Source organism: Pantoea sp. 1.19 (assembly GCF_001922585.1).
GTDB lineage: Bacteria > Pseudomonadota > Gammaproteobacteria > Enterobacterales > Enterobacteriaceae > 1-19.
On sequence record NZ_MRBS01000002.1, the window covers coordinates 536930 to 551628 of the forward strand.

The following is a 14699-nucleotide window of genomic DNA, read 5'->3' on the forward strand; positions in this document are numbered from 1 at the left end:
CGGGCAGACTAGCGTCATCGGTCAGTCTGAAGCACGTTTGTCATGATGGTGATTTGTAGCCAGTCGCGATACGCGGCTACTAGGCAACTGCACTATCGGAATTAACGGGGCTTCATCGTCGCGAAGACTGGTGTTGGGCTTGCGCATCGGGTTGGCTCCTTTCGGCCATCGCCTTGTTACGGGGCTTCGGCGTTTTGCCGATTCAAAGGAGAGCAACATGAATCACGATACTTTAAAGAACACCATCGCAACGCTTGAAAAGCTGCGCGATGCTCACTGCAGCCAACTCGATGCTGGCGCTCTGGCAGAGCTGGAAGATGTATTGCGTCAGTTGCGCATACATCGTGACAGCCCGGTAAGAAGCGGGTTCCGGTTTGACGATATCGTCTTCCGGACACTGCGTATTATTGACGTTGTGGTTCGTCTGATCACAAACATTGATGATTGGATGAAATAATGCAACAGAGCCAAGACGCAGCAGGCCCAATATTTATTTGCGGAGTTAATTATGAATATCGGACAGGCTATCAAGTTATGCCGAACCAGAAGGGGAATATCACAGACGGATTTAGCTCGGAAGGCAGAATGTTCTGTTTCTTATCTTTCCATGCTCGAAAACAATAAGCGAGATCCGACGCTTTCAACCCTTAACAGCATTGCTTCTGCTCTCAACATTCCTGTCAGCATTATTTTCTTTATTGCAGCAGAGGCCGGTGATCTTAACGGTATTGATAAAGGACTCCAGGGAGAACTTGCGCGTACTGCGTTGGAGCTGCTTAATGATTCACACTCCGTCTGACTCACCCTTCTATAGCAAACGACGCATCAGCTGTATGACAGCGTTATCAAAAGCGCTGAACATCTCTCCTATCGAACTACTTAATCTAGCCAATCGTGCAGACCATATGTACCGACTCGCCAGTACTATCACTAAGCCTGACGGAAGTATGCGCCAGACTTGGGATGCATATGCACCTCTAAAAAAAGTACAACGCAATATCAGGCGCAATATTCTTGATTACGTTGTTTATCCAACATATTTGACAGGTAGTCTGAAAGGCTGTGATTATAAAGTTAACGCATCATTGCACGTTGGCGCAACGATTGTCATTAACGAAGATATCACGCGTTTTTTTCCGTCAACTTCAACCGCAATAGTCCAAAGCATATGGCGGTATTTCTTTGGCTTCAGTCATGAAGTAGCTGAATGTTTGACCAAGCTGACGACCCGACAAGGGGAGCTACCTCAGGGTGCCATTACTAGTTCATTTCTGGCTAACCTGGCGTTTTGGAAAGATGAACCGGCACTGCAAGCCAGTTTTCGGGCAAGAGGAATAATTTATTCCCGCTACGTTGATGATATCGCCGTCTCGTCAGTAAACTTTCTTGATAAACCGGCTAAAACGAATGTGATAGCCTCGATTTATGGCATGCTTTCCAGGCACGGTTACCAGCCTAAACGAGCTAAACATGAAATCAGAACATCTGGGCAACGGATGGAAGTTACCAAGCTTTCGGTGAATTCAAAACCTGGTATCTCTTCCGCTAAGCAAAGTCAGATACGGTCGGCAGTCCATCATTTGGAGCAAGCCATTCTTAGGGGCGAAATTATCGAGTTCGATAAGGGCCCTTATGCACAAACATTGGGACTAGTTCATTTATTGGCCAGATTCCATCCTGGCAAAGCAAAAAAACTTAAACAGCGCTTGCTTGCTCTTAAGAGTGCGGGGCGCACGAATATATATACATAGTGTAAGAACCAGGCAAAAATTTTTTACTAAGGTGAAGGCGTGGCAATCTTTGACATTGAAAAGGACGAATTACTTCGGCTTTCCGATACTCAGCTAGAAGAGCTGATAGCTCGGCTAGCAGAAGCTGAAGTGGCAATACATGGTCATAGCCCTGCATGTGTAAATTGGTCTGGTTCAATTACAGCCCCTGACGGAGGAATTGACATCCATGTTCAGGTTCCAATTGATCAACTGAAAGCTGGCTTTATTGTAAGGCCTGATACGGTCTTTCAGGCAAAGAAACATAAGATGCCAAAGGCTGCAATTGATAAGGAAATTACCACCGGTAAAGCGCTTTCACCCATCATATCTGAACAAGCCAGAAAGCAAGGTAGCTACATCATTGTCAGCCTGGGTGATGATTGCTCACCGTCAGGAAAGGCGGATCGTCTCAAAGCGATGAGGGATGCAGTAAAAGATGATCCTAACAAAAGCAATCTTCATCTCGATTTCTACGACCGTTCCAAACTCATTCAATGGCTTCGCCAACATCCATCAGTCATGCTGTGGGTAAAAGGGAAACTTGGACAAGGGTATTCCGGTTGGCAACCCTATGGAGCCTGGAGCAATCCGCCCCAAGGTGTTACAGACACTTTAATCTCAGCCCCAGGTGTAACCATTACTTTACCGTCGGGAAAGGGACAAAAACTCAAAATTGATGAAGCAATTAGCCCAATGCGAGCACTGATCCGTTCGACGAATAAGGCAGTTCGTATTACAGGATTGTCCGGTGTTGGGAAGACTCGGATCGTTCAGGCACTCTTTGATGAAACTGTTGGAACAGATGCACTTGATCGTACAGTAGCTATTTATGCTGATACTGGCTCTGAGCCAGTACCGTCAGCTACAGCAATGCTTGATAAGCTGCTCGCGGAAGGCCGACGAGCAATTATGATCCTTGATAATTGCCCATCAGAACTCCATGCTTCGCTTGCCAGAAAAGTATCAGCTGCAGGAAAAGAAGTAAGACTCATCACGATTGAGTACGACATTAGGGATGACAAACCACAGACAACTGAGGTCATCCACATTGAGACAGACGGTCCGGAGGTGGCAGAGCAACTTCTTATCCGTCGCTTCCCTTCTATTGGTCAGAATAATGCCCGTCGGATTGCTAAGTTCGCAGATGGGAATGCAAGAGTTGCTTTGGCTATAGCGGAGAGAGTAGAGGAAGGTGAGAGTTTAGCCCTACTTTCAGATGCGCAGTTGTTTAATCGCTTGTTTGAACAACGTAATCATCCCGACGGTCATTTACGGGAGCAAGCTGAGATATTATCACTGGTGTATTCGTTCTCGGTATCTAGTCCAGATGCTGCTACCGATGAACTGGAAATATTGGGTGCGCTCTCTGGGTATTCCAAAATCCAGTTATTCAAAGCTATTACGAAGATGACGGAACGTCACGTTGTTCAGAAAAGATCCCACTGGAGAGCTATCCTTCCCCATGCCATTGCTAACAAGTTGGCAACATCTGCACTTAATAGTATTCCGATAGATCGACTTAGGGCGACGTTTGAAGCTCCGGGTTGTGAGCGTTTATTAATGTCTTTTTCGCACCGTCTGGGGTTGTTGCATGACCATCCTGTTGCGAAAGAAATTGTAGAAGCCTGGCTCCAGCCTGAAGGATTACTTGGGCAAATTTTAAAGTTGGACGAAGAGTCGGTGCGTATATTGGATTATATCGGTCCGGTCGCTCCTGAAGCTTTGTTAAACCTGATCGAAGCAGAACTTACCGCGCCTGACTTTAAAGGCATTGAACCGACTTATGATCCGCGGCGGCTAGCCATTCTCAATCTTTTACAATCGTTGGCATATGAATCTAACGCCTTTGACAGATGTGCCAAGCTTTTGATCCGTATGGCAGACTATGAAGACGAGAGTAATAATCACGACTCAGCTCAGGGCAAGATCTTGAGATTTTTCCAGGCGTATTTATCTGGCACTCACGCTTCTTTAAACCAGCGAATCATGCTGATGAATGAATGTTTCTCATCAGGCGTAACCGGCCGCAGAGCGCTGGGGTTCAAAATGTTATCTACTGCTTTGGAAGGCTCACACTGGACAGGCGTTGGGGTGAACGAGTTTGGTGCTCGCCCCAGAGATTATGGTTCTGAACCCTCCTATGTTGAGCTTGTGGAGTGGCGTAGTGCGTTCATTGACGTTGCTGTGCAACTGGGTACCTCCGGCGATTCTGAAATTGAAGCCTCTGCTCGTATAAACCTGTCTGACGCATTTCGAGGCCTTTGGGACCAGGATGCGATGAGGGAAAAACTCGCCGATGCAGCTCGTAAATTGCATGCTTACTCCCCTTGGGGAGATGGCTGGAAAGCCATCCGTTCAATAATTTATTTCGACTATACAAGGCCTACAGATGCCGAAGGGGTTGAGCCGATACCTGAAAGCCTTGCAGCACTGGAGAAGGAGCTGGAGCCTAGCGACTTAGTAGCGGAAATAAGGACTTACGTACTTAGCCGAGGGGGAGACTATTGGGCGCTTGATGCTGATTTGGGGCATGACGAAACCAAAAAGTTTAGCGCGGCTGAGAAGCGGCTTGAAACCAAAGCTATCCTGTTGGGACGAGATTTTACGGCATCAAATCATAAGCTTGAAGAATTGGGCCAAAATTTGTTCTCTACCGATTGGATGCCCTATCGCATTGCATTTGGAAAGGGGTTAGCTGACGGAGAATATGATCTGCAAATTGGCTGGCAGCAGCTTGTTAACCTACTTGATATGTATCCAGGGATTAACAAAGATTTTGCAGTCTTTGCCGGTTTCATCGAACAAACAGATGCTGTGGCACCGACGTTAGCTCAAGAATTTCTCGAACAATGTTCACAACACCCAGAACTTCGGCGGGTTATAGTTGATTTGCACCCTCGGCGAGAGTTTACAGAAACTGATTTAAATCGCTGTATGTCAGTTCTGGATGATCCTGAAATAAGCCCGCACATATATGGGCCAATTTTGTGGCGGGACCAATATATTAATTTGTCTGCAGGTCGTGTTATTGAACTTGCTCATCGTCTCCTAAGTAAAATAAATGGTGACGATGTAGTGTTGGATGCTTTAAGTATGAGGCTACCTCGTCAAGAGAAGGCTGAGGATACACTTGGTGCTGACCTGAGGCAGATTGGTTTAAGAGCCGCAATCATTAGAGTCCAAAGAGATCACCGTGACTCTGGTGGGTCTACAGATTATCGCATGGAACGTGTCGTTGGCGCTGCTCTGCGATTTGATGGTTATGAGTCACAAAAACAGGAGTGGCTGAACACGATTTTTTCTGTTTTAGATGAGCATTATGGATATTTTAATTCATTTGGAAGAACCATTGAAACGACTGCCGCATTGATGCCAGAAGCATTTCTCGATCATGTTTTTGAGGGTAACGAAAAACAGCGACAACGACGTTTATTTTTTATCAGTCACGGAAGCTTACGTCGGTTGCTTCTTTCTAAAATTGATGTGGACGTTTTAATTCAATGGTGCCGCGCCAGAAATGATCCCAATGTTTGGCCTGCTATTGCAACTGGTGTAACACTTTGGGTGAAGGATGATGAAAAGAGTGTAACCACCATACAGGAAGCAGCTTTAACTCTATTAGAGGCCTCACCTGAACCAATGGTTGTGCTGGAGGCCTTTGCTGAACGCATTAGCCCATCATCCTGGACTGGAAATTTGTCAAATATCATGCAACTTAGAGCTGATGCTTTCAGTATGTTGAGCAAGCATGAACGTCCAGATATTGCTAAAGCAGCCAGAATAGTGCATGAAAAAATAATTCATTGGATCGAGCGTCAAATAGAACGTGAGCAACGGGAAGATAGTGAACGGGAACAGCGGTTTGAATAAAGGCTACAAGCCCTAGCCTATACGAAAACCCTGTGCTAAGGAGAAAGTAATGGAATCTGCACGTGATAAACGTACCGGAGAAAAAGTCGAGGCAGAAGATCTCTGGCTGCTCGATGATATTGATACCAGTGGCTATGTATGCTGGGGATGTGGGATTAAGATGTATCCTTCTGCTTGGCAAAAAGGAAGTAAGAAAAGACCTTCGTTTAATAAAATGTCTGGAAAAGAGCACATTAATTGCGATGCTGATGCAGAAAGCACAGTGGTTAAACAGGGGCAGAAGAAAAGCGTCCGCCGCATGTTAGATAGCGCACCGGGTTTGATGCCTGCAGGATTAAAACTGATTGAAAATCGACCCGTTGTTGATCCTGACACTACTGGTAGCAACAACAAACCCAATCCAATACGTTCTACAACATCGGCATCCAGCGAGGGAAATGCTCCAGCGCGGCAATCCCGCCGCCCGGTTAATGCTATTCGCCAGATTTGTAGGGCATTTATTCGCTTCCCGTATGACCGTGGTATGTCATTAAATATCCCTAGTATTGATGCCGATACTTACATGACCGCGTTTAAAAAACTTAAAGATCCGGTTCAGCCTTACCCTGAGCGCCGAATTTTTTATTCACTGAATCGCCACGGGTTTAACAGACACCTCAGAGTCATTTAAAATGGCTTAAAGAGAGGTGCCCATGAGCGGTAAGCGTTATCCCGAAGAGTTTAAAATTGAAGCGGTAAAACAGGTTGTTGATCGCGGCCATTCTGTTTCCAGCGTGGCAACACGTCTGGGTATCACCCCCCACAGTCTTTATGCCTGGCTAAAGGCATATGGTCCGGATTCCTCAACCAATAAAGTTCAGTCAGACGCTCAGGCTGAGATCCGACGCCTCCAGAAGGAACTGAAGCGGGTTACGGACGAACGTGACATATTAAAAAAAGCCGCGGCGTACTTCGCAAAGCTGTCCGACTGAGGTACGCCTTTATCCGTGACAACAACCATTGCTGGCCTGTTCGCCTGCTCTGTCGAGTGCTGGATGTGCATCCGAGTGGATTTTACGCCTGGCTTCAGCAGCCGGATTCACGGCGGCATCATGCTGACCTGAAGCTGACGGGGCAGATAAAGCAGTTCTGGCTGGAGTCGGGTTGTGTTTAGGGTTATCGCAAGATCTACCTCGACCTGCGGGATACCGTACAACAGTGCGGAGTTAACCGTGTCTGGCGGCTGATAAAGCGTGCCGGGATAAAGGCTCAGGTTGGATACCGTAGTCCACGGGCACGTAAGGGCGAAGCCAGCATCGTGACGCGCAACAGACTCCAGCGGCAGTTCAACCCGGAAGCACCGGATGAACGTTGGGTAACGGACATAACCTACATCCGAACTCACGAAGGCTGGCTGTATCTGGCTGTGGTTGTTGACCTGTTCTCGCGCAAAGTTATCGGCTGGTCAATGCAGCCCCGGATGACAAAAAATATTGTCCTGAATGCACTTCTGATGGCGGTGTGGCGACGTAATCCTCAAAAACAGGTGCTGGTTCATTCTGATCAGGGTAGTCAGTACACAAGCTATGAGTGGCAGTCGTTTCTGAAATCACACGGCCTGGAGGGCAGCATGAGCCGTCGCGGTAACTGTCACGATAATGCGGTTGCAGAAAGCTTTTTCCAGCTGCTGAAACGTGAGCGGATAAAGAAAAAGATCTACAGAACACGAGAAGAAGCCCGTAGCGATATTTTTGATTACATCGAAATGTTTTATAACAGTAAGCGTCGGCATGGTTCGAGCGAGCAGATGCCACCGGTTGAATATGAAAACCTATATTATCAACGGCTCAGAAGTGTCTAGATTATCCGTGGCGATTCAGAGAGCCCGCACGGCGCAAGCCCTGCGGGCTTTTTTGTGCCCTCAGTTTGTCCCGCGAAGTCCGAAGAGAACTCATTACATCCGAACCTTTCAGGCCCATTTGTAGGCCAAACGAAAAACTCTATTGTTTTCGTTGGGCCTAATCGCATTGGACTGCCCCACAACCGTAGACATGTCCTTACAACGAGACCCGTTCGAAGGCCGCCGGACTGACGCCGCCGGGGTGACTGTGGCGCCGGGCCCGGTTGTAGAACACACTTCAATGTCATCGAAGATATCCGCCCGCCCCCGATCCCGGGTTTTGTATATTCTCTTCCTGATGCGCTCTTTTTTCAGTGAACTGAAGAACGATTCGGCCACCGCATTATCCCTGCCGTTGCCACGCCGGCTCATACCCGGGGCCAGATTACTGGCCCGGCAGAACCGTTGCCCGTCGTCGCTGCCCTACTGGCTGCCCTGATGTGTACGATGACTTCGCCGTCCGGTTTACGCCGCCGGACCGCCATCTTCAGTACGTCGAGGGCCAGCTCCCGCGACAACGTAGGTTTCAACGACCAGCCGATCACGTTACGGGCGAAGAGGTCGATAACCACCGCAGATACCGCCAGCCCTGCCAGGTGCGGATATAAGTCATATCGGTGACCCGAACCTGACTGGCCCGGACGACGGTAAGCTGCTGCTGCACGCGATTCGCGGCAAGCACTGAGGACCTGCCGGCGATACGGCGAGATGCCTTATAGCCACGCACCGCTTTGATCCGGTTCAGTGTATTCCACCAGGCCCTGTCAGGGCGACCGCTCTGCTGCGGCTCACTAAGCGCAAGAGTAGTCGCACCCATGTTTCCTCCGGCAGTACAACCGCGGCCACGGTCACGCTATCAGGAGCAGTCATTTTGCCAGTATTGCAGCGCTGGGCCGAAAAATACGTTTCATTTATTATTACGCCATCGCCCTCAGAAACCTCTTCAGAGGGGGGGGGCATCTATCCTGACGCTGCCCGCCACTTCGTCACTTCACCGTACAATCCTGACTGATATTGATGAATTTATCGTCGTAGACGAGGGTGTGATTACCGCGCTGACGCAGCGCCGGCTGGCGAACAACCTCGCCCGGGCGCACATACCAGGCGTCGCCCTCCTCTTCCGTGGTGTTGCAGCCGGGTTTGATCAGTAGCTTGAACCAGGTGTTGCCGGTATTACTGACGCTTCCCGCCGCCCGGTCAAAGGCCCAGCTGAACGCTACCCGCCGCGGACGCACCACCAGAATGGTGTCGATCACCACCACCGGCTCCATACTGACCTCTCCGCCGGCCGGCGCGCGCCTCACCAGGTTGCGGGTGGGGATCTCGCGAAACGAGACCCGATAGTAGCGTTCGCGATCGTCTTTCGGCCCGTGATAGTAGAATTTAAAATACTCCCCCTCGCCGGCCTGCAGCGTCAGCTGCCGCGGTGCAAACAGCAGTTCGCCATCCGCCGGGCGCGTGCGCACTTCCCGGCCGCCAGGCCGGTCGATGGCACTGACCGCGACCCGATACAGCCGTCCGCTTGGGTTGTTGTTCAGGACTTTTTTTGCGACGAATGCGTCACCGGCAGCCAGCGAAAAGGTCAGGTTGCCGACGGATATCGCCTGCGTCAGCGGCGCGGCCAGCAGCCACAGGCTGACCAGCCCCAGCTTAATCAATGTTGCGCCACGTCGCCTGAACATGAATTTCTCCTGATGCGCTGACTTCACCAAACCAGCCGTTGTCCGTGAGGGTGCGCAGCGAAACGGGATCGTCCATCGCAATCGAGAAGCGCACCGTGGTTTTATCCATTTGTCCGACGTCGCCGGAGATATCGTTCCACGGCGTGGTGAGCCACAGCGCGTCGGTCATATCGCGCCAGCCGCCGTCACAGCCGGCATCGTAGGTTTTTGTCGCGCCGCTGCGGGTGATAAAGGAGAGCGACGCCGGAAAGGGCACCTGTGTGCTCCCGTCCGCCGAGCTGAACAGGCAGTAGGATCGCCCGCCTATTGCCCGCGACGGCCCGGTGACGTTGATGAGTACCTCATCGGCAGCGGTTTTTCCGCTCGTGGTGACGATATAGCCGAAATCCAGCGCCGGTTCGCCGCTGCCCACGCGGCCCTCGCGCGAGGGCGCCGTGGTGTACTCATCGGAAATGATGCTGATGCTGAAATCGCGCGGTTTAATGATCAGCGTGTTGGAGGTGGAAAACTCATACCAGCCCGACTCCGGTGAGGTGGTGTTCTGAAAGCGGAAGTTAAACAGATCTTTCGTGTTGATATCGCTGATCCCCAGCGCCACCATTTGCTTAAAAAAGTTGCTCGAAAAGAAGACGTAGATGCTTTCTGAACTTTTTAACTCATTGAAGGTGTAGTAGTAAGCCGTATTACTTACCGGTTTCCAGGCGCTGCCGTTGAGGCTGAACTGCATATCATAGGCCCCGATCGCGGAGGCCAGCGACGAGTTGGAGATCGCCGGGAAGATATGAATCGAGTTATTGCTTAACCCATTGGTCTGTAAGCTGTAGTTCACCATCTTGCAGCTTAATCCCGAGCGGCCGCCGAGGATTTGCGTCTGGCAATCGGCATTGCCCTCCCCCAGCGTCGGCACGCCGTCGCTGTTGATAAACACCTCGGCCAGCGAGTGGGTATTCATTAGCCGGAGGTTGGCCGCCTTGGTGTGGGTCACATTCCGGACATACCAGTAGCCGGACGCCTGGTCCTTACAGCGCTGCCCGCTGCTGGCATCGTAGGCCACGGGGGTCTGGCAGGCATTGATGTTCAGGGTCACGCTCCCCCCCACCGGCATCTGCTGCAGATACTGATAAAACGCGTCCGACATCAGGCCGTGCATCCATTTAGCCCCTCCCGGGGTGACCGTTGCGCCGTAAAATCCGTTGGCGTCGGTGGCCTGCGGCGGGATCAGGCTGGTCGCCATATCGCACCCCGCATACCAGTTAATGCAGCGCAGACCCAACAGCGGATGCGAGATCGGTGAGTTTTCCAGCCACATATCAAATTTCCAGTTGGCGGCCAGCCCGGTGTTATAGCCATTGTCCAGATAGCCGAGGCTTTGCTGATAAATCGTGCCTGAGCCAGTATATTTCAGCCCGGTCCAGCGGTTTGCGCCGGTCATCCTGGGATCAAGCGCGCCGCCAGGGGTGACGAAAAAGTTATCGTCGGCGTTGTTTTCAACGAACACGAACTCCCGCGGGGGGGCGTCTCCCCAGGTGGTTTTCGACACCGCCGCTTCCCCGCGCGCGCTCCACAGGGCGGTGAGCACCACGGCGGATAATAGCCACCACTTAGCTTTCATTTCCTGCCTCCGTCTGCTGCACAGCGGTCCACGACGAGAGACCGCGGCAGACCACATCGCCTACCCATACCGCGCCGCGCGCCTGGCTCAGCTCCAGCGCCACTTCGCAGGTTCGATTCGCGCCGTCGCTAAAATCAATCGTGGGATACTTTTTATCGACGTCCATGACAAACTCACCTTTCTCATCGGTGCGGGTGCGCCCGATATGGTTATTGATGCGTGCATTGGCCAACAGCGTGCCGTCTTCAGCGCGGATACGCCCGGAGACGGTCACTCTCTGCTTCACTTCCGGTGCTATCACCGCCACGTTGCCCGGATACAGCGTCAGATGGCTTTTGCGCCCGCTGACGATGTCGTAGCTGTCGCGCGATTGCTGGCTGTTTTGCAACTCGATCTCATAGCGTCCGTAAGACGGCAGCGGCAGATAATTACGTTCACCGCTCAGCTGCACCAGCCGCCCGTTCACTTTGGCGCTGAGCTGGCCATCATCCTCCAGCCCGGTGTTAAAAATCACGCCGGCATTGCCGTCGCTGCGTCCGCTGGCGGCCATGTTTTTTCCCTGCCAGCCGACGCTGCCGCTGGCGGTCAGGTTGGTGTTCACGTAACCGTCTGCGCCGCTATTCACATTCAGCGTGCCGTTGGTGTAACGCGTTTCAAACTGCGTATAGGCGCCCCCGCTCAGGGTTTTGTCGTCGTGGGTATCCCCGGATACCGCGCGCGAAACGTTGGCGCCAAGGGTACGAATCGCCCCCTCGTTAAACTGTTTGCGTGCCGCCAGGTTCGCGAGGGTATAGCCATTCTGGTGGGTCATGCCGGCGCTAAACCAGTTCCCCAGCGGCAGTGAAAAATCCAGAGCAACATATTTCCCGGTGTTGGCACTGCTGTCGCCGTTGTTGTAGCGCTGGAGCCCGGCGCGCAGGCCCAGCGATCCCCAGGCCCCGCTGTAGACCGTCTGGTAGTAATCCGCCGTGTAGTAGTGGCTGTTATAGCGGCGATCATCGTTGTAGCTCACGCTCAAGGTGCCCAGCGTTGACCACAGGGCATTGAGGTTCAGCGTACCGCCGATCGCCCGATTATCCGCATCGCTACGCCGCAGCCGATCGCCGATGCGGGTTTTTTCCTGATTCACCCACAGCGAACTGAAGCCGCCGGGCAGCGCCGTGCTGACGCTGCTGATGCTGCTCCACGAGCGATCGCTGGCCAGCATCGTTTGCAGATTTACATTCACCGCATCGGTCAGCGGCAGGGTCAGGCGGGTTTCACCGACGGCGTTATTATCGTAACCGTAGCCCGTTGCCGCCCAGCTCAGCGTACTCAGCGATCCGGAAACCGCGGTCCCGAGCAGCCAGCTCTCTTTTGCCGGTAGCGTCTGTTGGCCGCCTGACCAGCGATCCAGGTGAAAGTTGCCGCCCCAGATTTGCCAGGCCAGCGGTGCGCCGGCGCCGCGTCCACCACCAAACAGCTTATTCACCCGCTCCGTGCGCTTGCTGACCACGCGCCCGTTAACAATCACCTCCACCCCCACATCGTAAATGCCGTAGGGTAAGCCCCGGGTATCGACCTCATGATTTCCCATGGTGAAGTTCTGCACGCTCAGCAAACGTCCGTCGCGGGTAAGGTGGACTTCGCCCGCCGCCGGCAAAAACGCCACCACCGGCGTAGCTGACTGACTGTGGTCAAACACCGTTGAGCTGGCCTGATTGCCCCATGAGGCGCCGTAAATTTTCCCCGCCGACAGGGCGGTCATCGGCCCAAGCGATTGTAAATTCCAGGTATCCAGCATCCCGCCGGCGAAGCGATGCCCGGCAAAATCGCGCTCGTACATGGCTTTGTACAGTTGGTTATCCTGGTGGCGAGTGCCGATACCGTACAGCGAGCCGTCCAGCACCACGTGATGCTCACGCAGCGCACTGACGCTGTTAAAAGAGAGGTAGCTGGACGTCGTGCTGCCCCCGTTGCGCATCTGGTTATTGTACGCCCCGAGGTTATACGTCAGGTGATGGCTGAGCGTCCTGACGCTGGACTCACCAATGTCTTCGCTGCGCGTCCGCAGTACGGTACCCAGCGCCTCTCGCTTAACCACCAGCTCTAGCAATAGCTGACGCAGGCTGAGCCGCAGCTGGGCGGCATCATTCAGCGGGATCTTAAGCGCATCGTTAAACGCGCGGTTGGCTATCTGGTTCAGCTGTTCCCGCGTGTCATCACTGACGCGAGCACCATCGTCTCGCTCTTCCAGGCGGATCTGCCGCACCCGCAACACGCTGCCGTCCAGCCAGATATACGCCGTGCCGATGCGCTGATCGCGTTGATTATCCTGACTGCCCTCAAGATGGATATAAAGCGGAATGCTCATACCGTCCTGTAACGCCTGGCTGAAGGCCTGTGGGATCATGATGCCGGCGAGCTGCTGCACGCGCCCGGCGATCGCCTCGCCGCTGGTCGGCGCCAGCAAGATAACGCCGCCGGCTGAAAGCAGGGCTTGCAGCCCCGGGCTTGCGCGGTGTAAAGGCATAGTATTAGTCCATCAGCACACGGGGCTATTTCACGGGCACAAACTGCTCACCCTGCCAGAGCGCGACCCGTCCTTGTTTATCCGCAGTATTGACGTGCACAAAGCGGCGAGATTTTCCTGGCATCAGGTAATAGTTTTCTTTGCACTCTTTACCGTCGGCGCGCTTCAGACAGGGGCCATAGGCAATAATGCGCAGCGTCGCGTTACCGGTATTGGTCAGGGTGTCGCCGGCGAACTGATAGCGGTATTGCGCCCGCCGGGGAGTAATAATAAGCAGGGTGCCGATGCGGGCCGATGCGGTAGCCACCGCGCTCCGCTCCGCACCCTGGCGTTGCGCATCGCTCAGTGCCTGATCAAACCAGACAATGCGGTAGTAACGCTCCCGGTCATCTGCCGGCCCCTGATAGAAAAAGCGAACGACTTCGCTGGCCCGGGCGGGCAGCAGCAGGCTGGTCGGGGTCAGCAGGATCTCATCCGGCTTCTCCATCGGCATCACCTGGCCGCCCTCCAGCGGTGACGTCAGACGCTCAAGATGAACCGTGATCAGGCGACCGCTGTCGGTCGTGTTGTGAATTTCTTTACTGAGCGTCGTGCTGTCGCTGTACATAAAAGAGGAAATGTCGCCGACGTCGAGCGCCAGCGCGGCGTTAGCCAGTCCGGAAAGCAGGCCGAGAAGCAGTAAGCGTAGTGTCATGTGCGTTCAGTCCGTGAAAAAAGCAGGGGGAGGCCCCCCCTGCCCGCTGCCAGTCCGCGATCAGCTGGTCCAGGTGGCGTCAAACTGTACGCTGACGTCGCCGCTCCAAATCCCCTCTGGCAGGGTGCTGTAATCGGTTACCGGCGTGGAGCCGTCGGTGGTACCGCTGATGATCGAGAAGTTAAAACCGTCCTGCGCCGTGGTGCGCCCGGCGGTGTTATAGCTGGCCGACAGCGCGCTGAGGTTTCCGCCCAGTACGCCGTTGGCGGTGTCGATCATCACAGTATCAGCGCTTTTCTCCACCGGAACGCCGTTATAATCCACGCCGACGCTTAGGGTCGAGCCCGACGTATCCAGCTGAGTCAGGGTGTTGGTGATAAGGCGCGAGGTCAGCTTGAACGCCGTCGCGGTGGTATCGCCTTCTACCGCCACGTCAAACAGCCCTTTCTGTGAGTTAAAACCTTTAATCCCTTCGGCGTATTGAAAGGCCAGGCTACCCAGCGGAGTGACGACCAGCTTGCTGCTGGTATCTTTTTTAGCGGTGGCGGACCAGGTCGCCACCGCCTGCGCGGAAACATCCGCCGCCTGAGCTCCCCCCATTCCGGCAAACGTCGTTACCAGAGCCATAGCAAGCACCTTTTTATTCATAGCTTTTCATCCTGAGTTAAATTAAGGACA

10 protein-coding genes and 2 pseudogenes are annotated in these 14699 nt (G+C 53.2%); 6 read left to right on the forward strand and 6 right to left on the reverse strand.

Features of this window, described 5'->3' with window-relative positions; all coding sequences use genetic code 11:
- Window positions 1-217 precede the first annotated feature (217 nt).
- The 6 genes and pseudogenes from BS626_RS06415 to BS626_RS06450 all read left to right on the forward strand — a co-directional run bounded on the left by BS626_RS06415 (window position 218) and on the right by BS626_RS06450 (window position 7482).
- Complete coding sequence (locus tag BS626_RS06415; protein WP_075181554.1) at window positions 218-457, forward strand: hypothetical protein; 240 nt, start codon at window positions 218-220, stop codon at window positions 455-457.
- 51 nt (window positions 458-508) lie between these two features.
- Window positions 509-799 carry a helix-turn-helix domain-containing protein gene (locus BS626_RS06420; RefSeq protein WP_004104673.1) on the forward strand — a complete coding sequence of 97 codons (291 nt, stop codon included), beginning with the start codon at window positions 509-511 and terminating at the stop codon, window positions 797-799.
- Window positions 800-833: 34 nt separating this feature from the next.
- Window positions 834-1751 (forward strand): reverse transcriptase family protein, encoded by a 918-nt coding sequence (locus BS626_RS06425; RefSeq protein ID WP_240494267.1) that lies wholly within the window; start codon window positions 834-836, stop codon window positions 1749-1751.
- Window positions 1752-1790: 39 nt separating this feature from the next.
- The gene (locus BS626_RS06430) at window positions 1791-5642 is read left to right on the forward strand and encodes a hypothetical protein (protein ID WP_075181556.1); all 3852 of its coding nucleotides are present in this window, start codon (window positions 1791-1793) and stop codon (window positions 5640-5642) included.
- A gap of 49 nt (window positions 5643-5691) precedes the next feature.
- On the forward strand, window positions 5692-6312 hold the full coding sequence (locus BS626_RS06435) for a hypothetical protein (RefSeq protein ID WP_240494268.1): 621 nt from the start codon (window positions 5692-5694) through the stop codon (window positions 6310-6312).
- Between the two features lie 22 nt (window positions 6313-6334).
- Window positions 6335-7482 (forward strand): annotated as a pseudogene (locus BS626_RS06450) (IS3 family transposase).
- A 196-nt stretch (window positions 7483-7678) separates the two neighbouring features.
- Here the strand turns inward: BS626_RS06450 and BS626_RS06455 are convergent.
- From BS626_RS06455 to BS626_RS06480, 6 genes and pseudogenes are all read right to left on the reverse strand, one after another.
- Window positions 7679-8266, reverse strand: a pseudogene (locus BS626_RS06455) (IS3 family transposase); the annotation flags it as partial.
- A 241-nt stretch (window positions 8267-8507) separates the two neighbouring features.
- Window positions 8508-9203, reverse strand: coding sequence for a fimbria/pilus periplasmic chaperone (locus BS626_RS06460; RefSeq protein WP_075181558.1), 696 nt, complete (start codon window positions 9201-9203; stop codon window positions 8508-8510).
- Window positions 9172-10815, reverse strand: a complete 1644-nt coding sequence (locus tag BS626_RS06465; RefSeq protein ID WP_075181559.1) for a hypothetical protein — start codon at window positions 10813-10815, stop codon at window positions 9172-9174. The genes BS626_RS06460 and BS626_RS06465 overlap by 32 nt, the downstream gene beginning before the upstream one ends.
- A complete protein-coding gene (locus BS626_RS06470; protein ID WP_075181560.1) occupies window positions 10805-13327 on the reverse strand; it encodes a fimbrial biogenesis outer membrane usher protein in 2523 nt (840 codons plus the stop codon). The genes BS626_RS06465 and BS626_RS06470 overlap by 11 nt, the downstream gene beginning before the upstream one ends.
- Window positions 13328-13352: 25 nt before the next feature.
- Window positions 13353-14021: a hypothetical protein gene (locus BS626_RS06475; protein ID WP_075181561.1), complete on the reverse strand. Its 669-nt coding sequence runs from the start codon at window positions 14019-14021 to the stop codon at window positions 13353-13355.
- Window positions 14022-14081: 60 nt separating this feature from the next.
- Window positions 14082-14669 (reverse strand): common pilus major fimbrillin subunit EcpA, encoded by a 588-nt coding sequence (locus tag BS626_RS06480; protein WP_075181562.1) that lies wholly within the window; start codon window positions 14667-14669, stop codon window positions 14082-14084.
- Window positions 14670-14699: the final 30 nt, after the last annotated feature.